The organism is Paradesulfitobacterium ferrireducens (assembly GCF_017310645.1).
Classification (GTDB): domain Bacteria; phylum Bacillota; class Desulfitobacteriia; order Desulfitobacteriales; family Desulfitobacteriaceae; genus Paradesulfitobacterium; species Paradesulfitobacterium ferrireducens.
On the sequence record NZ_JAFLRH010000040.1, the window covers coordinates 201,271 to 221,659 of the forward strand.

A 20,389-nucleotide genomic window follows, 5' to 3' on the forward strand; every position below is an offset into this window, starting at 1 on the left:
GGTGGATATCTGGCAAATCGTAGGCCTAGCATTGATTGTTACAGTAATTGGCGTTGTCTTGCGCCAGTTCCGGCCGGAAATCGCCCTCCAATTAACGATTCTTGCCGGAGTCACTATCTTTCTGCTTATCCTGGGGAAGATCAAGATCATCATCGAGCTTCTGCAAAACTTAGCTGACCAAGCCAGCATTAGCTCCTATTATTTACTGATTGTGCTTAAGATTGTGGGAATAGCTTATGTGTCAGAATTCGGGGCCCAGATCTGCCGGGATGCCGGGGAAGGGGCCCTGGCCAGTAAAGTGGAGATTGCAGCCAAGGTGACGGTGCTGATCTTAGCTATTCCTATCATTACAGCGATTCTGGAATCCTTGATCCGGCTTTTGGGGTGAGGTGAAAAAATGGCTCGTGTGCTCGTAATGTTTTTCTTTTTTTTGATTTTCAGTGGGACAACTGCCCCGCCACCGGTTTATGCTGGAGAACAAACTCAATCCGAAAGTGTGGATATTGCCCAGGAACTCGATCTGACTCAAATCCGGGCTTTCCTGGAGAAAATTGACGCGGATGTCGAGCAGTCTTTGCCCGGGTTTTCTCTAAGCCAAATGTTCGAGGACGTAAAGGCGGGAAAGTTAAACTGGCAGCCGGATCAATTAGGCAAAGCTTTGCTTACTTTTTTAACCCGTGAAATTCTGAATACCGGGCCTTTAATCGGGAAATTGCTTATTCTCGCTGTTTTATGTGCTGTCCTGACTCAACTGCAGTCCGCTTTCGGTGGCAGTATCGGGAAAATGTCCGAGATGATGGCCTATCTGGTGCTGCTCGGAATCGCTCTCGCTTCCTTTCAAGTGACGATGGAGATGAGCCGGGGTGCGATCGATCAAATGGTTGGTTTGATGCAGGCCTCTTTCCCGGTGATGCTGACCCTGCTTTTAACCATGGGGAATATAACGACAGCCGCCTTGTTTAAGCCGCTGGTCATGGGCAGTCTCACTTTTTTGGCTACCTTGGTTAAAACCGTGGTCCTCCCTCTCTTTTTCCTCAGTGCGGTGCTGCATTTATTCAATAATATCTCGGAACAGTTCAAAGTCAGTAAATTGGCCGGGTTTATGGAATTTATCGGGAAAATCAGTCTGGGCTTGACTTTGACGCTGTTTATCGGGTTTATGGCTATAGAGGGGGCGACCGGCGGGGTAGCAGACGGAGTGGCCTTACGCACAGCCAAATATTCAGCCGATTTGATTCCGGTCGTGGGCAAATTTTTCAAAGATGCGGTGGAGCTGGTGGTGACTTCCGGGCTCTTAATCAGAAATGCCCTGGGGATTGTAGCGATTATTGCGATTGCGTTCATCACCTTAAGCCCGATCGTCAAGATTTTGGCCATGATGTTTGCCTTCCGCATATCGGCGGCCCTGATCGAGCCGCTAGGAGAGAAGTATTTGGCAGACAGTCTCCAGACTATGGCTAAAAGCCTGATCTATATATCCGGTTCGGTGGCCACAGTAGGGATTATGTTTTTCGTCATGGTGGCCGTGGTTGTCGGGGCCGGAAATTTAAGCGTGATGCTGCGTTAGATCCTGATGCTGCGTTAATTAGGCAGGTGTTGGAGAGATCATGGAAACATTACAGAACTTAGTACGCAACCTGGCAGTGGTGCTCCTGTTGGCAGGCTTTCTGGAAATGCTCTTGCCCAATAGCTCAATGCGCGGTTTTGTGAAACTGGTGATGGGTTTATTCGTCATATCTGCCGTACTCGGACCGGTTACTGATTTTTTGCGGGCTCCGCTGGCCATGGGGGTGCCGGCTTGGAACATGACTGCCTCCCAGGATTTGCCGGTCATGGCCAACGGACAGGAAGTGAAAGCAGGTCAGAATGCGGTGCAGGAGCAGTTCCGGAGAATCATTGTGAACCAGGTTCAAGCTTTGGTGGTGACGGTAAAGGGTGTAAGTGACGCCCAGGTAGAGGTGGAATTTGAAGAGGGCGCGAAGGGACTGACCGAACAGCCACGGATTGCCTGGATCCGAGTTAAGCTGGACGGAGTGAGGCCGATTGAGCCGGTGAAGATCGGAGAGGCTTCACCGGAGCTTTCCGCGCGGGCAGGGGAAGTGCGGCGGCAGGTCGCGTTATTTATGGGGCTGCCGGAAGACAAGGTGATTGTGGACGAATAGGCATCGAGTATAGACAATTGAAAACCATTAAAAGGAGGAAGAGCTATGAGCAAGATTATGAATCAATTTAATTTTTGGGGGAAAGACAAACAAGACCCAAAGAAAGAAGAGCTGAAAAAGGATCAAGGGAAAAGTGATAAAAAAACTCAACCGGTTCCGCGCGAGCTCATGATGCTGGTTCTCGCCGCTGTGGTCGTGGCGGCCTCGGGCGGGCTGGTTTTCTTTAGCAAGGACAGTGCCGTACCCACTGCCGCTCCGCTTAAAACGGCTCCGGAGACCGCCCAGAGCTCCAAACTGAATGCCTTGGAAAAAGAGTTGGAAAATAAAATTCAAGCGACCATTGCCCGTATCGAGGGCGTCGGTCAAGTGCAAGTGACCGTAACTTTGGAAACCAGCCTCAAAAGCGAGTATGTGCGCAATGAAAATGTAACCAAACGGACCAGTGAAGAAACCGATAAAGAGAGCGGTACCCGGAAAACGACTGAGGTCAATGAAAATAACCAGGTAGTCATTCCCAACGGGGCTTCGCAGCCGGCGATTGTGATGGAAGCGCGACCGGAGATCGCCGGGGTTTTAATCGTGGCGGAAGGAGCGCGCAATGCCCAGATCAGAGAGGCCATTCACTCTTCTGCCCGCATTCTGCTTAACATTCCGGCATCTAAAATCTCGGTGCAGCCGATGGGAGGAGTCTAAATGGCCAAGATCGAACGGCCGCTGATCATGTTTATCGGGCGGCGCAGCATCCTCTTGGTTATTGCAGTAGCAGCAATTCTGGTTGTGGCAGGGCTGTTTGCCTTGGCAGCCCAAAAAGAAGAGGTTCCCGGTTCTCCCGAGAAGAACAGCCTGCCCGTCAATGCCAGACTTTTTAATAATGAAAGTATTAAACCTTCTCCTGATATAGTGTTTGAAAGTGAGATTATCCAGCCGGAAGGCAAGGGGCAGAGCTATTTTGTCAACTATCGTTTGCAAAGGGAAAATGTCCGTCAGGAAAATAAAACGATGCTGGCAGCGCTTTTGAATTCCCCTCAGGAAGGAACAAGGCGGCAGGCTCAGGAAAAATGGCTTGAACTCAGCAATAAAATTGAAAAAGAAGGGGAGCTGGAAAACCTTCTTAAAATCAAGGGATTCCAGGACGTGATCGCCAATGTAAGCCCAGATAGTGTGAGTATTGTGATTTATGCACCGGCTCTTAGGCAAGAGGAGGTAAAGATTATTCGCGATGCAGCTGAGCAGGTAACCAAAATCAAGGGGGATCAGATTTGGATTTCTTTACGCTATTGAACGAGACTTCATTCAGAGACGAAAGTGTCCTGTGGACACTTTTGCCGAAAGCGCTTAGCCATTACCTTACGCTATTGCGCTGAAGGATGGATTAAACCCCCGCTGAATGTTAGTCGAGTCCATACTGGACCTAACCGCCCTTGGCACCCGCATTTAAGGCGGGGGACTTTAGGGCGGGTTAGTTCAGTGTTAATGTACGGGCCTCATCACCGGATTAATGGATACAGAACTTTAGAGATTGGGAAGGAAATTTTGATTTGAGCACGAATCTTCTATATTAATCTCATGAATGAAAACAGGCAAATTATTCTTGCAGGCAATTTCAAAGTAGATACCTTCGCTGCTTAAATCAAGAGAGAGAGGTACCCGGGTATGAGCACTATTCTCGTAGCCGATGACGCCAGTTTTATGCGTTTGATGATTCGGCAAATCCTAGCCCGCCAAGGTTACACGGAAATTTTCGAAGCGGAAAACGGAAAAGTGGCTGTAAGCCTTTTTCAAACGCATAAGCCTGATCTGGCTTTATTAGACATTACCATGCCTGAGTTGGACGGCTTGGCGGCATTGAAAGAAATTCTTGCTTTTGAGCCTAAAGCTAAAGTTGTAATGTGCAGCGCGATTGCTCAGGAGAACATGGTACGGGAAGCACTAAAACTCGGTGCCCTTGATTTTGTTGTAAAGCCCTTCCGCCCGGAAGAGCTGTTGAAGACCGTCACGAAATATCTGTCTTAGGAAAAAAGGTTGCCCGCAAGTTTTAGTAAACAGCCGCCATGAGTGGGCGGCTTTTTCTCATTCTTGATACATCGATACACCGGGGGTCCGACTCCTAAAATTTTCTTAAGTTGTTAGGAACTCCATTTACTGATAAAATAATTGTAAGGGACACATGCAGAAAGATAGGAGGAACTAATGAAGAAAAAACTTGTTTGGCGCTACCTCAAAAAATACAGCTTTTTGCTTTTAGGGGCAGCCTTTGCCTCGATAGGTCTAGAGATATTCTTAGTTCCCAATAATATTATTGACGGCGGAATCATCGGGATCTCCATTATCTTAAGCTATCTCTTCCGTCAACCCTTAGGGATTTTTATCCTTGTCTTGAATCTTCCTTTCCTCCTTCTTGGCTACAAGCAAATTGGGAAAACTTTTGTTTTATCCACGGCTTTCGCGGTTACCGGGCTTGCGATCGGAGTGTCCGTACTGCATCCGGTACCCGGTTTGACCCAGGATGAACTGCTGGCAGCCGTTTTCGGCGGGATTATCGTAGGCATTGGAGTAGGACTCATCATTCGGTACGGAGGATCCTTAGATGGTACGGAAATTGTCGCCATCATTTTCTCGAAGAAGTCAGGCTTTTCCGTTGGGGAAATTGTCATGTTCTTCAACCTGTTTATTCTGAGCAGTGCCGGTTTCGTGTTTGGCTGGGACCGGGCGATGTACTCTTTGATAGCGTATTTCATTGCCTTTAAGGTGATTGATTTGACCATTGAAGGGTTGGATGAGTCTAAAGCCGTGATGATTGTCTCGGATCATCCGGAACTGATTTCTGAACGCTTAATGGCCCGGTTAGGCCGGGGAGTGACTAGACTGGAAGGAAAAGGCTGCTACAGTAAAGAAGCCAAAGGAGCCTTGTATTCCGTAGTAACCCGTTTGGAAGTTGCGAAATTAAAATCAATTATTGACGAGACCGATCCCAATGCTTTTGTCACGATTACGGACGTACATGATGTGATGGGCGGAAGCTTTAAGAAACGGGCCATTCATTGAACTATTAAAATTTCTAGAATCACAAATACTGTATACTTCCCTCAATTGAATTGAAAAAGAACGTTCTCAACCATATAATAAAGAAGACTTACTTCGAGATGGAGTTTCTGACTCCATCTATTGTTTAGTAGGCTATAGAATTGTTTCCCAAGGTGAAAAAATTCACTCCTAAGACCAAAAACACTGTATCAAACATAAGAGAGGAGAAGGGCAGTGAAATCGGTTAAGATCACAGACACTACCCTAAGAGATGCCCATCAAAGCCTATGGGCCACCCGGATGCGCACGGAAGACATGCTGCCGGTTTTAGCGGAATTGGATGCGGTAGGATATCACTCCTTGGAGGTCTGGGGAGGTGCGACCTTTGACGTCTGTATGCGTTACCTGGGCGAAGACCCTTGGGAGCGCCTGCGTACGATTAAGCGGTATGTGCACAAAACTCCGCTCCAGATGCTCTTGCGGGGGCAGTCTTTGGTCGGGTACCAGCATTACCCGGATGACGTGGTGGAGGAGTTTGTCTCGCTGTCCGTGAAAAACGGGATTGACATCATCCGTATTTTTGATGCCTTAAATGATGTGCGCAACATGGTGGTCCCGATGAAGGCCGCCAAAAAAGCCGGAGCCCATGTCCAGGCGGCGGTGGTGTATACGGTAAGCCCGGTGCATACCATCGGGCATTATTTGGAGACGGCGCGCGAGCTGGTGGAATTAGGTGCGGATTCGATTTGCATTAAAGATATGGCCGGGCTGCTGACGCCCTTCAAGGCTTATGAGCTGGTATCTCTGTTCAAACGCGAACTGGGGGTAATGATCCAGCTGCACAGCCACTATATCGGCGGGATGGCAGTCGGGGCTTATTTGAAAGCAGCTGAAGCCGGAGTTGACGTGATTGACACCGCCAGTGTATCATTGGCCTTCGGGGCCAGCCAGCCCCCGGTGGAAACCGTTGTCAGAGCCTTGCAGGATTCCGAGTATTCCTCCGGGCTCGATATCCAACAGTTGTTCAGACTGGCCCAGTATTTTGAGAACCTGCGCAAGCATAAAGGGTTTGAGCGGGGAGTTACCCGGATTTCCGATATGCGGGTATTTGAGCACCAAGTGCCGGGAGGGATGATCACCAACCTGATTTCTCAGCTGGAAGAACAGAAGGCCCTTGACCGCATTCATGATGTCCTGTCCGAGATTCCGAAAGTGCGGGCTGATCTGGGCTATCCGCCTTTGGTCACTCCCACCAGTCAAATTGTGGGTACCCAGGCTGTATTAAATGTGCTCAGCGGGGCACGCTATAAATTAGTGCCTGGAGAAGTGAAGAATTATGTGCGGGGATTGTACGGCCGCCCGCCTGCCCCGATTAGTCCGGAGGTTCAGAAAAAAATCATCGGGGATGATGAAGTGGTGACCGTCAGGCCTGCTGATTTGCTCGAACCCGGTTTGGCCAAAGCGGAAAGGGACAGCGCCTCATTCGCCCTCTCGAAGGAAGATGTCCTCAGCTATGCGCTCTTTCCCCAGGTGGCCAAGAAATTCTTGGAAGAGAGGCAGGAAGGCGGTTCCCAGGCTGCAGCAGCCAGTGCAGCAGGTGCAGCGGGCACACCAGGTAAAGCAGGCATGGCGGGTGCAGCTTCAGTACCGGCTTCCGCGCCGAAGCCGGCAGCGACCCTTAGATCAAAGGAGGATTCAAGTAAAATGAACTTAAATGAAATTAAAGAACTGATTAAAATTATAGATGGAACAGAAATCTCAGAACTTAACCTGGAAAGTGAAGGGGTAAAAGTCTCCATTCGTAAAGGAAGCGCCATCACTGCCGCTCTCCCGGTGACAGCTCCAACGGCTGCGGTTGCGGTCAGCGCCCCGGTGCAGTCTGCTCCAACTATTAGCTCGGAGGCTGCCCCAGTAGCGGCAGAGGAAGAGTTCGATGAAGCGGATTACATTACTTCCCCGATGGTGGGAACTTTCTACCGGGCCGCCGCTCCGGATGCCCCCGCTTTTGTGGAGTTGGGACAGCATGTGCGTGAAGGGCAAACCGTCTGCATTATTGAGGCCATGAAGCTGATGAACGAGATTGAGGCGGAAGTTGAGGGCAAGATCGTAGAAATATTGGTGGACAACGGGCAGCCGGTTGAGTATGGCCAACCCCTCTTCAAGATTCAGAAATAAGGAGAATTTGGATGTTTAGAAAAATCCTGATTGCGAATCGGGGCGAGATTGCCCTGCGCATCATCCGGGCTTGCCGGGAATTGGAGATTGAGACCGTAGCGGTGTTCTCGGAAGCGGACCGGGATGCCTTGCATGTGAGAGAAGCGGACCAGGCGGTGTGTATCGGCCCGGCTCCCAGCGTCCGGAGCTACCTTAATATCCCGAATATTATCAGTGCCGCTGAATTGACGGGTGTCGATGCGATCCACCCCGGATATGGCTTCTTAGCTGAAAATGCGCGCTTCGCTGAAATCTGCGAGTCCTGCGGCATCACCTTTATCGGCCCTTCAACCACCGCCATTGAGATCATGGGGGATAAGGCCAAAGCGCGCAAAACCATGATTGAGGCAGGAGTTCCGGTCGTTCCGGGATCGAAAGAGTTAATTACGGATGTCGGGACGGCCTCCAAAATTGCGGCGGATATCGGGTATCCGGTTATGATTAAAGCCTCCGCAGGCGGCGGGGGCAAAGGAATGCGCATTGCCCAGAATTCCAAAGAACTGGCTAAATCCATTCAGGCGGCTCAGGCTGAAGCCCAGGCGGCTTTCGGCAATTCCGAGATATATCTCGAGAAATATGTGGAAGAGCCTAGGCACATCGAGTTTCAGATCATGGCCGACAAGCACGGGCATGTGATTCATTTAGGGGAACGGGATTGTTCCCTGCAAAGAAGAAATCAAAAGCTTTTAGAGGAGGCTCCATCCAGTGCCTTAACTCCCGAGCTGCGGGCGCAGATGGGAGAAGCCGCGGTCAAAGCGGCCCAGGCTGCCAACTATTACAGTGCCGGTACGATTGAATTTTTGCTGGATAAGCACGGGAATTATTACTTTATTGAAATGAACACCCGGATTCAAGTGGAGCACCCGGTCACGGAATTAGTGACGGGACTGGATCTGGTAAAAGAACAAATCCGGATTGCCGCCGGAGAACATCTGAGCATTGCTCAGGAGGATGTGCAAATCCGGGGTTGGGCGATTGAGTGCCGGATCAATGCGGAAAATCCGGATAAGAACTTCATTCCGATGCCCGGAACCGTGGAAATTTACCATCCGCCGGGGGGGCCGGGAGTCCGGGTGGACAGTGCCGTGTATCAGGGGTATACGATTACTCCTTACTATGATTCGATGATTGGGAAAGTGATTACCTGGGGTGCTGACCGGGAAGAAGCCATCATGCGCATGAAGCGGGCTTTACAGGAATTCGTGGTGGAAGGCGTGCCTACAACCATTCCCTTTCACCTAAAAGTATTGGACAATGCCTTTTTCCGCAGGGGAGAAGTGTACACCAACTTTATTCAGCGCCGGATTTTAGGGGAATAAGCCCTTTGCCAGGCATACGTTATTCTGCTATAATTGTTATAGCAATGATTTGGTTAAATTCGGTAAAAGAGGTGACGGCATGGAGAAACAGGCAATGGGAGGAACGCTGGGGGCAATCAGGATTGCGGATGAAGTGGTGGAAATCATCGCTGGGTTGGCTGCTTCTGAAGTTGACGGGGTTGCGGGTATGAGCGGCGGCTTTGTCGGTGATTTGGCGCACATGCTCGGGCGCAACAAGAATTTAGCCAAAGGGGTTAAGGTGGAAGTCGGGGAACAAGAAACCGCGGTGGATCTTTTCCTAGTTGTGGAATACGGGGTATCGATTCCGGAAGTCGCGGTCAAAGTTCAAGAAGTGGTGAAAGATGCGATTGAGAGTATGACCGGACTGGCCGTTGTCGAAGTCAATGTACATGTACAGGGTGTAAACTTCCGGGCCTTGCCAGATAAAACCGAAGAAGAACACCGACTGAAGTAATCAATAACCCCCCCTGGCAAGCCAGGGGGGGTTTCTGAAAGAGGTGTCAAAATGTTAGGATATGTCATTGGGGCTTTGCTGGTACTGATTGCGGCTTGGATCTTCGCGATTGCCACCGGCTGGATTTGGCCGTATGCGGTGCTTGTCGAAGGCTTGGATTGGTTAAAGTATAATACCTGGGAAAGCGCTGCCGCAGCTTTAGTGCTTTTGCTGGCCGGACTTTTACTTTTTTTCCGCCCGCGCGGAGTTCCTGCCATGGTCTTTAATACCCTCTCCAGTCACGGGGAAGTAAGAGTAACCCAGGAGGCTATCCAGGAGATTATCAGTCAAGGTGCCCAGAGTGTCCAAGGGGTGCGGAGTGTTTCCTCCAGCCTTAAACCGCGTGAGGACGGTCTGGAGATAACGGTTGTCAGCCAGTTTAACCCGGAAGTAGTGATCCCGGCAACGGCTGCGGAGTTGCAGCTGAGAGTCAAGGAAGATGTCGAGCATTATACGGGAATCCGGGTAGCCGAGGTGAAGGTGCTGGTGCGCAGTCATGAAAACATGCGCCCGGCCCGGGTGAAATGAGCAGCTTTTGGGCCCGATTGGGAGAGAAAATTTCCCGGTTTTTTCTCTGGGCTTTAGAAAATCACCCCGGGAAACTCATCGGCACAGGGTCAGGCTTTCTCTTGGGAATTTTAGTCGTACTCATCGGATTCTGGCAGGCGCTTATTTTGGCCTTGTTTGTTGCCGTTGGCTTTTTTCTGGGCAAACGCCATGATGACCACCGGGATTTGCCCGCCTGGCTTGACCGGATAGTGAATAATACACAAACAGGAGGCAGAAGATGAGCAGGAGATTGGCCCGCGAGACGGCTTTACAGGTTTTATTCCAGCTGGATTTAACTAAAGAATCTCAAGATGTGGAGGCCGTCGTCAAACACTGGGCCGCAGAATTCGGCGTGCCTGAGACCAGTATTCCTTTTGCCATGGAACTTGTTCAAGGGACTCTGGAGAATTTGGCGGAAATCGACCGCAGGTTGGGAGAATTGGCCCCGGAATGGAAAATTGAGAGAATGGCGGGAGTAGACCGTAATCTCTTGCGCCTGGCAGCCTTTGAAATCCTTTACCGTTCGGATATTCCCGGACCGGTCAGCCTGAATGAAGCCATAGAATTAGGCAAGCGTTTCGGCGGAGCGGAATCGGCCAAATTCATCAACGGAATTCTGGATAAGCTGTTAGCCAAGAGCGGGAAGCTAGAGTCTTAAGTTTTATCTCAAGGTTTCGAGGGAGATCCTATTTCATGAACTACTTGGGAATTGACACCAGCGTCTACACAACATCTTTGGCGATTGTGGATGAAAGCGGGCTGATCTGGGAGGCGAGACGTGTCCTTGATGTTGCGCAGGGGGAGACGGGCTTGGCCCAATCAGCTGCTTTTTTTCAGCATGTCCGGAACCTCCCTCTGCTGGTGCGGGAAGTGCCGCCGGCCTTGTGGAAGGAACTGGGCGGGGTGGGTGTGAGTCTAAAGCCGCGCCCTCAGGAAGGTTCATATATGCCGGTTTTTACGGCCGGGTACGCGGTGGCTGCGGCCATTGCCAGCGCCCGGGGACTGGCTCTCTTTGAAACCACACACCAGGAAGGGCATACAGCGGCAGGACTTTATTCCAGCGGTCTTTCGAAGGAGCTTTCTAATAAGATATTGGCAGTTCATCTTTCCGGAGGCACAACCGAACTCCTGCTGGTAGAAAGAGAGAAACCGGGCAGCCTCAAGATTGAGATTCTCGGCGGCACCACTGATCTCCATGCCGGGCAGTTTGTGGATCGGGTTGGAGTGCTGCTTGGTCTTCCGTTTCCGGCCGGTCCCGCTTTGGAAAAGCTGGCCCGGCACGCGGGCCCGGGTGCGGAGACTATGCTGCCGTCTTCGGTTCAGGGGTTTCAGGTGAGTTTTTCCGGGGTGGAGACGGCGGCTCGCCGCCTGTTGGAACAAGGAACAGCTCCGGAAGATGTAGCCCGGGCGGTGGAAGGGTGTGTCGCCCGCACAATCAGTAAATTAATCTTAACCGGAATGGAACACACAGGCCTGGGGCAGGTTCTGGTGGTGGGCGGAGTGGCGGCCAACCGTTTTGTGCGCGCTGAAATCGAGCGCCGCTTATCTAAATACGCCAAATTACGTAGCCATCGTAATCGGCCTCGGCTTTACTGGGCCGAACCCAATTGGAGCCGTGACAATGCGATTGGGGTAGCCTTTTTGACAAGGGAGAGAGTTAAATCTTTTTTCTCATTTAGTTCTTTTTAAAATCAAAAAATGTGTTATAATAGACAAGGTGGTTAAGGGATCAAAAACGAGCCGATTTTTCCGAATTAGGCTCGTTTTTCGGTGTGCTTACTATAAATAATGCTCTTATCTACGTAGTTTTTTATGCTATTTTTTCAAGGCCAAGTTTATACTAAAAACTGTACCAGCTTTAAGATCCCTTTATCAGAGAAAACATCATAGTCCTAACAGATTATCCGGGGAATGTCAAGAACAATACAAGGAGGAGTGTAGAGTGTACCGCGTAGTCAAAAGAAGACAGCTGGCCCCCTCGATTGTCCTGTTGGAGGTCGAAGCACCGGCTGTGGCGGCCAAGGCTGAGCCTGGCCAATTCGTCATTGTACGCATGGATGAGAAATCCGAACGTATTCCTCTCACTGTGATGGATTTCAACCGAGAAAAAGGAACCATCACGATTGTAATCCAAGACGTAGGTTATTCTTCGGCGCTCATCAACCAAATGGAAGAAGGAAGCGCATTCCTTGATTTTGTCGGTCCCTTGGGCGTGAAGACCGAGATTGAAAAATACGGCACCGTTGTCTGTATCGGCGGCGGGCTTGGAATTGCTCCGGTTCACCCGATTGCCAGGGCTTTGAAAGAAGCCGGCAATAAAGTGATCTCCGTTCTTGGTTCCCGCAGTGCGGATCTTCTGATTTTGGAAGATGAAATGCGGGCAGCCAGTGATGAAATAGTGGTTGCAACTAATGACGGCAGTATGGGCATTCAAGGGTTTGTCACCGACGGGTTGGCCCATGTCTTAAACCGTGGGGAAAAAGTAGATATTATCTGGGCGATTGGTCCTATGATCATGATGAAAGCCGTATGCGACTATACCCGTCCCTTAGGAATTAAGACGATTGTCAGCTTGAACCCGGTCATGGTTGACGGCACCGGGATGTGCGGAGCCTGCCGCGTCAGCGTTGGGGATGAGACGAAGTTTGCCTGTGTCGACGGTCCGGAATTTGACGGGCATTTGGTCGATTGGGAATTGGCGATGCAGCGCCTGGCGTATTTCAAAGATGAAGAGAACCGCGCTAAAGCCAGACTTGAGTGTGAAGGGGGGCATCACTAATGGCACTGAAAGTTCCGCGTCATGAAATGCCTTGCCAAGACGCGCAGGAAAGGGCGCATAACTTTGACGAGGTTGCTTTAGGATATACCAGAGAAATGGCGGTTGAGGAGGCTCAGCGCTGTCTCCAGTGCAAGAACCCTCTCTGCCGCACCGGCTGCCCAGTTGAAGTGTTGATTCCGGATTTCATCAAGAAGGTCTCGGAAGAGGACTTCCTGGGAGCGGCCGAAGTCCTGAAAGTTAAAAACTCTCTGCCTGCGATCTGCGGCCGCGTCTGCCCGCAGGAAAACCAATGTGAAAGCAAGTGTATCCTGGGTATTAAAGGGGAGCCGGTGGCCATTGGCCGTCTGGAACGTTTTGCCGCCGATTATGAAATGAAGCACGGTGATGGTACTGTTGAAAAAGTACAGCCCAGCGGCAAGAAGGTTGCCATCATCGGTGCCGGCCCGGCCGGACTTGCCTGTGCCGGGGATTTGGCCAAAGCGGGGCATGCAGTGACTGTGTTTGAAGCCCTGCATGTGGCGGGCGGAGTACTCATGTACGGGATTCCCCAGTTCCGTCTTCCGAAAGAAATTGTGCAAAGAGAAATCGGCAACCTGGAAAAGCTGGGTGTAGAAATTCTGACCAACCAAGTGGTGGGTAAAGTAACTTCTGTGGATGAATTAATGGAAAACGGCTATGACGCGGTCTTTATCGGGACCGGAGCCGGGCTTCCTTACTTCATGGGCATCCCCGGCGAGAACTTAAACGGGGTGTACTCCGCCAATGAGTTCCTAACGCGGACCAACCTGATGAAAGGGTACAAGTTCCCGGAATATGCGACCCCGGTTAAAGTCGGGAAAAAGGTGGCGGTTTTAGGCGCGGGGAACGTGGCCATGGACGGTGCCCGTACCGCTTTGCGTTTAGGGGCCGAAGAGGTATCGATTATTTACCGCCGTTCGCGCGAAGAAATGCCAGCCCGTAAAGAAGAAGCTGAGCATGCGGAAGAAGAAGGGGTTCAATTCCGCTTGCTGACCAATCCGGTGGCGATTCACGGAGATGAGCGCGGCTGGGTTAAGAGCATGACCTGTCTCCGCTACGAACTGGGCGAGCCGGATGCATCCGGACGCCGTTCCCCGGTAGCGATTTCGGGTTCTGAGTTCGAAATTGAAGTGGACACCGTGATTGTCGCCATCGGTCAAGGACCGAACCCGCTCGTAACCAAATCTACCCCCGGACTTGAACTGAATAAGCGCGGCAATATTGTGGCCGATCCAGAAACTCTGGCTACTTCCAAGCCTGGGGTTTTTGCCGGCGGCGATATCGTTACGGGTGCAGCTACGGTCATTCTGGCCATGGGTGCCGGCAAGAAAGCAGCTGCTTCCATTGATGCTTATCTCAAAAGCAAGAATTAAGAAATAGGGTACCATACTAAATTTGCAGCTCGGAATGGGTGCCGGGCCTTTGGCCCGGCACTTACATACAGTGATCCTCTTGAGGTAAACTGAGATATGATTATGTGGAAGGAGTGAACTGATTTTGGCTCAATTACTCGACGGGAAAGCAGTATCCAAAGTTCTGAAAGAAGAGATTCAACAGGAAGTGGCACAGTGGAAAGAAAAAGGTGTCAATCCTAAATTGGCGGTTATCCTGGTGGGGGATGACCCGGCTTCCGTGGTCTATGCCAAATCCAAGCAAAAAGTAAGCGAAAACTTAGGGATAGCCTTTGAACTTTTCACTATGCCGGGAGACACTCCTGAGGCGGAAGTGCTTGGGCTGATCGAGCGCTTAAATCAAGATAAAAACGTACACGGGATTATGATTGAACTCCCGCTGCCTAAACATATTTCGAAAGAAACCGTGATGAAAGCGGTTCTCCCCGAAAAAGATGTGGACGGAGTGCACCCCATCAACCGCGGGTACATCTTAAGCGGGGAAGAGGGATTGTTCCCGGCCACTCCCCAAAGCTGTATTGAACTCATGCTTCGTTCCGGCGTGGAGATTTCCGGAAAGCATGTCGTGATAGTCGGCCGGGGAGAAACCGTTGGCAAGCCGCTTGTCTTCCTGATTCTAAAACACAATGCCACGGTTACGATCTGTCACTCCCGGACCCCGGATCTTGGAGCATTCACTCGTCAGGCAGACATCGTGGTGGCTGCTGTCGGCAAAGCAAAGCTGGTTAAGAAAGATATGATTAAGCCCGGTGCGATTGTGGTTGACGCCGGTATTAATGAGACGGAAGACGGAATCTGCGGAGATGTGGATTTTGAGGCGGTTAAGGAAGTTGCCGGCATGATCTCCCCGGTCCCGGGCGGAGTCGGCTCTTTGACCACAGCCCTTATCATGAAGAATGTGCTGAAGGGAATTAAACTGCAAGGAGTGGGTAAGTAATGGATGTTTGGCAATGGAGTACTGAGGAATTCTTAAACCAGGCCGCCAGTGCTGCCCCGACTCCCGGCGGCGGCAGCGTCTCCGCCTACGTAGGCTCGTTAGCGGCATCCATGGTTTGTATGGTAGCCAACCTAACGGTGGGCAAAGAAAAGTACAAAGATGTGGAACCGCAAGTACAGGAGATTCTGGGCCAAGGGCAAGCCTTGCTTGATTCCCTGAAAAAAGGGTTGAGCCAGGATATCGCCGAGTTTTCGAATTTCATGGCAGTCCTCAAACTCCCCAAAGATACCGATGAACAAAAAGCTGCCAGGGCAGCAAAGATGCAGGAAGTATTGGTTTCAGCAACCGATACCCCGCTTGGCATTGCCCGCAACTGCTTTGAAGTGTTAAAGCTGGCCCATGCTTTAGCTCCTATCGGCAACAAGGGAGCGATCAGCGATGTCGGTGTAGCTGCTTATTTAGCAGAGAGCGCCCTAAAATCCGCTATGTTCAGCGTGGATATTAACCTGCCTCAAATCAAAGACGAGTTGTACCAGAAGAAGGTCAAAACGGAACGGGCCCAAATGTTTGAACAGGCCGCCAAGCTGGCGGCAGAGGCCGTGGAAGTCGTGCAAAGCAGGCTGTAGCAACGCTAGCGGCATAGCCTAAAAAGAAGAACCCCCAGCTGTATTTCCATAAATACAGCTGGGGGTTTTGTTCTAGCAAAAACCAATTTGTCAAAGGTAGGGATGAGATGGCAAAAAGCATTACTATGAATAAGATACATAAACTGAAAGAGAACAATTTGTTAGAGCAAATTAATCTTAACGGAAGGTGAGGAACTTTGAAACGATGGATTTTTGTAATCTTGCCTATTTTGTTCGCCCTGCTTATCGGTTTCCGAATGTTATGGGGGTCTGGGTATATTGGATATATAGACGGTAAAAGTGTATCAGTTAGCGTTTTTGATTATGCTATTATGCACCAAGCGTGGAATTTGCTACTTTGGCCCATTGGAATATTTTTACTATCCATTGTGTCGAGTATAGGGATATATCGGCGTAAAGTTATGCTGATTGGCATTCCTGCCTTAATCCTTCTAGCTATATCCTTTTTAGGGATAATGTGTTTTGGTCCTCTGCTTTTGCCCTTGGGAATATTTCTCATTATATATTCGTTCCGGTTAAAATCTCTGACGGCATAGTCAAATATTTTGCGAAATGATCTATGGTTTATTTTAGAGAATAGAGAGTGAGACCGAATAAATCATCTAACTCAAAAACCTTGCAAAACTTCACTAATTGCAGAAAGGAAGTGATTTGCGTGAAATCTTAAACCCTGCAGCAAAGGCGAAAATGAATAATAAGTTAGTTTATGGGATGAAATAGGCGGATTAGCAAAGTAACCCGCCCCTTCTTGCTGTCTTTGACAGAGCCCTTGCGGATGATATATCCGAGAAAGGGCACGTCATTATCAGCGGCAGGTGTGTTAGGCTACTGTTAGGGCTCTCTGCCATATGCCAAGAACGGCACTTAGGCAGGTCACGTTTGACAGCTCCATATAGTGTCTCCATACGTAGGTATCCGGTTGGTCGTTACCCTGCTTATCGCAGGTGCGTCAATAGGCCTGCTTATCCCCAATCCTTCTTATATTGGAGATACCCATTGATACCGGTGTTTTACGTCCGGCAGCGTTCCACAGCCACAGACCCGGATTCAGCCCACAGGCTTTACCATATATGGCCTGACTCGCCAGGCTACTCGACAGCAGTTGCTTTCTGATCCTGACTTTACCGACATGCTGTTGTCCCCCAGAGGCTTTCGCATGAGGTTAGTCGGTTGTCTTACATCGCATCGCAGGAGCGATGATTTCTGGGAAATGTATATGAAGCGCACAACGTGCGCACAAAAGGAAGTTATTCAGCATCAGTAACAGTGGTAACATATGATCCGGTTTATGCAGATTTAGCCAGAACATCACAAAGTTTAAGTTGGGCAGTTCTAATAGACAATACTGCTGCTTTCAGTAATAGAAGTAAATCAGTCTGGGCTGCAAATCCTTCATCCTTAGGAACCCACTGGTATGTAAACCAGGACTATTGGGTAGGGTCTGTTTCTTATGCTTCAGGCTATCAATCCCTTTCTTCAACCAATTATGCATCTTATTATAACTGGGATTTTCAAGATAATGATCAGATAACCGAAGCTTGGCATCAGGTTCAAATCATTGGACTCAACTCCGGCTCGTACGATTACAATTATTGGTTTGATCATACAGGTGAATATGCAAATTTATTAAGTGTCCAGGTTTGGTTAAGCTAAGTTGAGATTATTGCAAGACGTTCAATAAGTAAAGCTTATTGAAAGTCTTTACTTTTCGACTCTTCGATATTGCTAATCAGCTGAAACTTGCCATAACCGCCCTTTTTTGTGTATGATGGACATGAGGTGATCGTGTGCCGAAAATCTGGACGATTTCTGAGCTTGCAAGTGAAATTACGCGCACCTTGAATGAAAAGGGGACATTCCAAAGCTTATGGGTCAGTGGGGAAATATCCAATTTTAAAAACCACCGGCCATCCGGCCACTGGTATTTTACTCTGAAGGATCAGCATGCGAGTCTTAAGGCCGTGATGTTTAAAAGCAGGGCGGAACGGATTGGATTTATGCCCCAAGACGGGATGAAAGTATTGGCCCGCGGCGGAGTGCGCATGTATGAACGTGACGGGAGCATTCAGCTGTATGCCGAAGAACTGCAGCCCAGCGGTGTAGGGGCATTGTACTTGGCTTTTGAGCAGCTGAAAGCACGCTTAGCCGCCGAAGGGTTATTTGAGCAAAGCCGCAAAAAACCCATTCCGCGCGTGCCGCGCCGCCTCGGGATTGTGACCAGTCCTACAGGGGCTGCTTTAAGAGATGTGCTTAATATCCTTAGCCGCCGCAATCCGCGGCTCTCCTGGGTCTTAGCCCCGGCGGCCGTGCAGGGAGAGGCGGCTCCGCGGGAAGTCGCGCAGGCTCTGGGGCGTCTTAACCGCTGGGGCGGGGTCGATGTCATTATCGTCGGCCGGGGCGGCGGATCTTTAGAAGAATTGTGGGCCTTTAATACGGAAGAGGTAGCCCGGGCGATTGCCGCCTCTGAAATTCCGGTCATCTCTGCCGTGGGGCATGAAACCGATGTGACCATTGCCGATTTTGTGGCCGATTTAAGGGCACCGACCCCGTCCGCTGCCGCTGAACTGGCGGTTCCTCTGTTAAGCGACCTTTATGCTGAAGTAAACCTGCTGTCCCAGGGCTTAAAGCAAGCTATGGCCGCCCAAATTTCCGGCAAACGGCAGCGGCTTGATTTTTTGGCAGGGAGAGGCCCTTTGGCCAACCCTTTCTGGCGCGTCGAACAAAACCGCCAGCAGTTGGACCAACTTGCAGACAGGCTTACCGGCAGCATGACTAGATTTGTTTCGGATAAAAATGGTATACTAAAGCTATTGGCTGCTAAACTTGATCTTCTCAGTCCGTTGGCGATCCTGGGGAGGGGTTATTCCCTGACTTATGATGCCGGAGGGAAACTGATCCGTTCTGTCCGGGAAGTGGAAGTGCAGACGGAAGTAAGAGTGCGTTTGGGGGAAGGATCCCTTAAATGCCAAGTTCTGGCAAAGGAGAATGAAGCGTGAGCGCGAAACGACAAGAGATTCAGCAAGAACTCTTCGGGACAATAGAAAATGATGATGCGTCGGCTACGAACGGCGTTAAGGAGAATCAAGATCTGAAGTTAACGGAAATGATTGACTCATCCGATCAGCTTGAGGTTGTGGATACCTTAGACAATATATTAGTAGTGAAAGAAGAAAAACCTAAGACTCAGATAGAGGCTCAAGGAAAACCTACCAAGGGTGGACTGGGGTTTGAGCAAGGCGTCGGGCGCTTGGAACAAATTATTGCAAGCCTGGAGCAGAAGGACATTCCGCTCGAACAGGCGTTGGCCCTCTTTCGTGAAGGGGTAGAGCTGGTGCAAGAATGCAACCGCATGCTGGACCAAGCGGAAGCCCAAATGCAAATACTGCTTGAAGGTCCGGACGGGGGGCTGAAGGTAGAAAAAGCCAACCTCTAGCCTTGAAAACAAAACGCCTACAAGCATGCGGAAGGATGAAGCCTGAAAATGTTCGTGGATCAGTATCGGTCTTATCAGGAGATGATAGAAAATTATCTTGAGAACTTACCCTGGGGTGAGGGTATCTTAAGTGAAAGCATGTGCTATTCCCTTTTAGGCGGGGGCAAGCGCATTCGGCCGGTGTTGGCCCTGGCATCGGGAGCGGCTTTGGGCGGGAAGTCGGAAGACTTTTTGCCGGCAGCGTGCGCCTTGGAAATGATTCATACTTACTCCCTCATCCATGATGACCTCCCGGCGATGGATGATGATGACTACCGGCGGGGCAAACTAACCAACCACAAGGTTTTTGGGGAGGGAATCGCCGTCTTGGCCGGAGATGCGCTTCTTACTTATGCCTTTGAGCTCCTGGCTGAGCCGTTGCCGATTGCGCCCGAGCGCCAGCTGCGAGTCCTAAGGGAAGTGGCGGCAGCTGCCGGCAAAAGCGGGATGGTGTTCGGGCAAGTTCAGGATTTGGCCGGAGAGGATAGGAGCCTGACTCTAGAAGAGATTGAACAAATCCACCGGGATAAGACCGGGGCTTTGCTGGTCGCTTCCGCCCGCTTAGGCGCCATTCTGGCAGGGGGGTCAGAGCCGGAGCTCGAAGCGTTTACCCTTTATGCCCAAGCTCTCGGACTCGCTTTTCAAATCAAAGATGACATCTTAGATATCGAAGGAGACAGTAAACTCTTAGGGAAAACGGTTGGCAGTGACCTGCGCCGGCACAAAGCCACTTATCCTTCCTTGCTTGGTCTGGAGGGTGCCAAAGAGCATCTGCACAAGCAAATTGCGAAAGCGAAACAGTCCCTTAAAGGGCTTGGCCCAAATGCAGCTTTCTTGAACGGTTTTGCAGACTACATCGAACAACGTCAACACTAAGGAGTTTCACATGACCATTTTTCCTGGCATTTTGCACAATACCATTCTCCTTTCAGCCCTTACGGCTTGGATTATTGCCCAGGTGTTAAAGGTTGGGATTAATCTATTAATTCAGCAAAAACTGGACTTGGCTCTGCTTTTAAGTTCAGGAGGATTTCCGAGTTCCCATTCAGCCATGGTTTCTGCTTTGGCCCTGGGAATCGGGAAGTATTCCGGCTGGCAGTCCCCCCTGTTTGCCGTGGCGGCGGTCTTTGCCCTCATTGTGATGTATGATGCTGCCGGGGTTAGGCGGGAAGCGGGAAAACAAGCGGAAGTCATCAACCAGCTGGTCGAACGTTTTCATCAAAGTTCTGATCTGGCCCAAGAGCGCTTGAAAGAGCTGATCGGGCATACTCCCTTAGAAGTGTTTGGGGGTGCCTTGCTGGGAACGATTGTGGGCTTGCTGGCTTGATGGTTTGATGGCATG

At 50.3% G+C, this 20,389-nt stretch carries 23 protein-coding genes; all 23 read left to right on the forward strand.

Annotation, left to right across the window (positions count from 1 at the left end; translation table 11 throughout):
• The first annotated feature begins 1 nt into the window (after nucleotide 1).
• The 23 genes from spoIIIAD to J0X21_RS13800 all read left to right on the forward strand — a co-directional run bounded on the left by spoIIIAD (nucleotide 2) and on the right by J0X21_RS13800 (nucleotide 20,374).
• Entirely contained in the window at nucleotides 2-388 is a 387-nt protein-coding gene (gene spoIIIAD, locus J0X21_RS13690) for a stage III sporulation protein AD (RefSeq protein ID WP_206812750.1), read from the forward strand.
• 9 nt (nucleotides 389-397) lie between these two features.
• Nucleotides 398-1,567 (forward strand): stage III sporulation protein AE, encoded by a 1,170-nt coding sequence (gene spoIIIAE, locus J0X21_RS13695; protein WP_206812751.1) that lies wholly within the window; start codon nucleotides 398-400, stop codon nucleotides 1,565-1,567.
• A gap of 40 nt (nucleotides 1,568-1,607) precedes the next feature.
• Complete coding sequence (locus tag J0X21_RS13700) at nucleotides 1,608-2,162, forward strand: stage III sporulation protein AF (protein WP_206812752.1); 555 nt, start codon at nucleotides 1,608-1,610, stop codon at nucleotides 2,160-2,162.
• Nucleotides 2,163-2,207: 45 nt separating this feature from the next.
• A complete protein-coding gene (locus J0X21_RS13705; RefSeq protein ID WP_236006259.1) occupies nucleotides 2,208-2,855 on the forward strand; it encodes a stage III sporulation protein AH in 648 nt (215 codons plus the stop codon).
• Complete coding sequence (locus tag J0X21_RS13710) at nucleotides 2,856-3,443, forward strand: SpoIIIAH-like family protein (protein ID WP_206812753.1); 588 nt, start codon at nucleotides 2,856-2,858, stop codon at nucleotides 3,441-3,443.
• A gap of 372 nt (nucleotides 3,444-3,815) precedes the next feature.
• A complete protein-coding gene (locus J0X21_RS13715) occupies nucleotides 3,816-4,175 on the forward strand; it encodes a response regulator (protein WP_206812754.1) in 360 nt (119 codons plus the stop codon).
• A 177-nt stretch (nucleotides 4,176-4,352) separates the two neighbouring features.
• Complete coding sequence (locus tag J0X21_RS13720) at nucleotides 4,353-5,207, forward strand: YitT family protein (protein WP_206812755.1); 855 nt, start codon at nucleotides 4,353-4,355, stop codon at nucleotides 5,205-5,207.
• 213 nt (nucleotides 5,208-5,420) lie between these two features.
• Nucleotides 5,421-7,361 (forward strand): acetyl-CoA carboxylase biotin carboxyl carrier protein, encoded by a 1,941-nt coding sequence (gene accB / locus J0X21_RS13725; protein ID WP_206812756.1) that lies wholly within the window; start codon nucleotides 5,421-5,423, stop codon nucleotides 7,359-7,361.
• Between the two features lie 11 nt (nucleotides 7,362-7,372).
• Entirely contained in the window at nucleotides 7,373-8,719 is a 1,347-nt protein-coding gene (accC, locus tag J0X21_RS13730) for an acetyl-CoA carboxylase biotin carboxylase subunit (protein ID WP_206812757.1), read from the forward strand.
• 79 nt (nucleotides 8,720-8,798) lie between these two features.
• The gene (locus J0X21_RS13735; RefSeq protein WP_206812758.1) at nucleotides 8,799-9,194 is read left to right on the forward strand and encodes an Asp23/Gls24 family envelope stress response protein; all 396 of its coding nucleotides are present in this window, start codon (nucleotides 8,799-8,801) and stop codon (nucleotides 9,192-9,194) included.
• A gap of 51 nt (nucleotides 9,195-9,245) precedes the next feature.
• Nucleotides 9,246-9,761, forward strand: coding sequence for an alkaline shock response membrane anchor protein AmaP (amaP, locus tag J0X21_RS13740; protein WP_206812759.1), 516 nt, complete (start codon nucleotides 9,246-9,248; stop codon nucleotides 9,759-9,761).
• Nucleotides 9,758-10,024, forward strand: coding sequence for a DUF2273 domain-containing protein (locus J0X21_RS13745; RefSeq protein ID WP_206812760.1), 267 nt, complete (start codon nucleotides 9,758-9,760; stop codon nucleotides 10,022-10,024). The genes amaP and J0X21_RS13745 overlap by 4 nt, the downstream gene beginning before the upstream one ends.
• Complete coding sequence (gene nusB, locus J0X21_RS13750) at nucleotides 10,021-10,440, forward strand: transcription antitermination factor NusB (protein WP_206812761.1); 420 nt, start codon at nucleotides 10,021-10,023, stop codon at nucleotides 10,438-10,440. Before J0X21_RS13745 ends, nusB begins: the two co-directional genes overlap by 4 nt.
• Nucleotides 10,441-10,475: 35 nt before the next feature.
• Complete coding sequence (locus tag J0X21_RS13755; protein ID WP_206812762.1) at nucleotides 10,476-11,471, forward strand: tRNA (adenosine(37)-N6)-threonylcarbamoyltransferase complex transferase subunit TsaD; 996 nt, start codon at nucleotides 10,476-10,478, stop codon at nucleotides 11,469-11,471.
• Nucleotides 11,472-11,724: 253 nt separating this feature from the next.
• Nucleotides 11,725-12,561, forward strand: coding sequence for a sulfide/dihydroorotate dehydrogenase-like FAD/NAD-binding protein (locus J0X21_RS13760; protein ID WP_206812763.1), 837 nt, complete (start codon nucleotides 11,725-11,727; stop codon nucleotides 12,559-12,561).
• Nucleotides 12,561-13,952: an NADPH-dependent glutamate synthase gene (gene gltA / locus J0X21_RS13765; protein ID WP_206812764.1), complete on the forward strand. Its 1,392-nt coding sequence runs from the start codon at nucleotides 12,561-12,563 to the stop codon at nucleotides 13,950-13,952. The genes J0X21_RS13760 and gltA overlap by 1 nt, the downstream gene beginning before the upstream one ends.
• Nucleotides 13,953-14,076: 124 nt before the next feature.
• Nucleotides 14,077-14,928, forward strand: coding sequence for a bifunctional 5,10-methylenetetrahydrofolate dehydrogenase/5,10-methenyltetrahydrofolate cyclohydrolase (locus tag J0X21_RS13770; protein WP_206812765.1), 852 nt, complete (start codon nucleotides 14,077-14,079; stop codon nucleotides 14,926-14,928).
• On the forward strand, nucleotides 14,928-15,554 hold the full coding sequence (locus tag J0X21_RS13775) for a cyclodeaminase/cyclohydrolase family protein (RefSeq protein WP_206812766.1): 627 nt from the start codon (nucleotides 14,928-14,930) through the stop codon (nucleotides 15,552-15,554). The genes J0X21_RS13770 and J0X21_RS13775 overlap by 1 nt, the downstream gene beginning before the upstream one ends.
• A gap of 1,251 nt (nucleotides 15,555-16,805) precedes the next feature.
• The gene (locus J0X21_RS13780) at nucleotides 16,806-17,228 is read left to right on the forward strand and encodes a hypothetical protein (protein WP_206812767.1); all 423 of its coding nucleotides are present in this window, start codon (nucleotides 16,806-16,808) and stop codon (nucleotides 17,226-17,228) included.
• 134 nt (nucleotides 17,229-17,362) lie between these two features.
• Nucleotides 17,363-18,571, forward strand: a complete 1,209-nt coding sequence (gene xseA, locus J0X21_RS13785) for an exodeoxyribonuclease VII large subunit (protein WP_206812768.1) — start codon at nucleotides 17,363-17,365, stop codon at nucleotides 18,569-18,571.
• On the forward strand, nucleotides 18,568-19,008 hold the full coding sequence (gene xseB, locus J0X21_RS16120; protein ID WP_328812958.1) for an exodeoxyribonuclease VII small subunit: 441 nt from the start codon (nucleotides 18,568-18,570) through the stop codon (nucleotides 19,006-19,008). The genes xseA and xseB overlap by 4 nt, the downstream gene beginning before the upstream one ends.
• A 48-nt stretch (nucleotides 19,009-19,056) precedes the next feature.
• Entirely contained in the window at nucleotides 19,057-19,923 is an 867-nt protein-coding gene (locus J0X21_RS13795; RefSeq protein WP_206812769.1) for a polyprenyl synthetase family protein, read from the forward strand.
• A 10-nt stretch (nucleotides 19,924-19,933) separates the two neighbouring features.
• Entirely contained in the window at nucleotides 19,934-20,374 is a 441-nt protein-coding gene (locus J0X21_RS13800; protein ID WP_206812770.1) for a divergent PAP2 family protein, read from the forward strand.
• Nucleotides 20,375-20,389 lie beyond the last annotated feature (15 nt).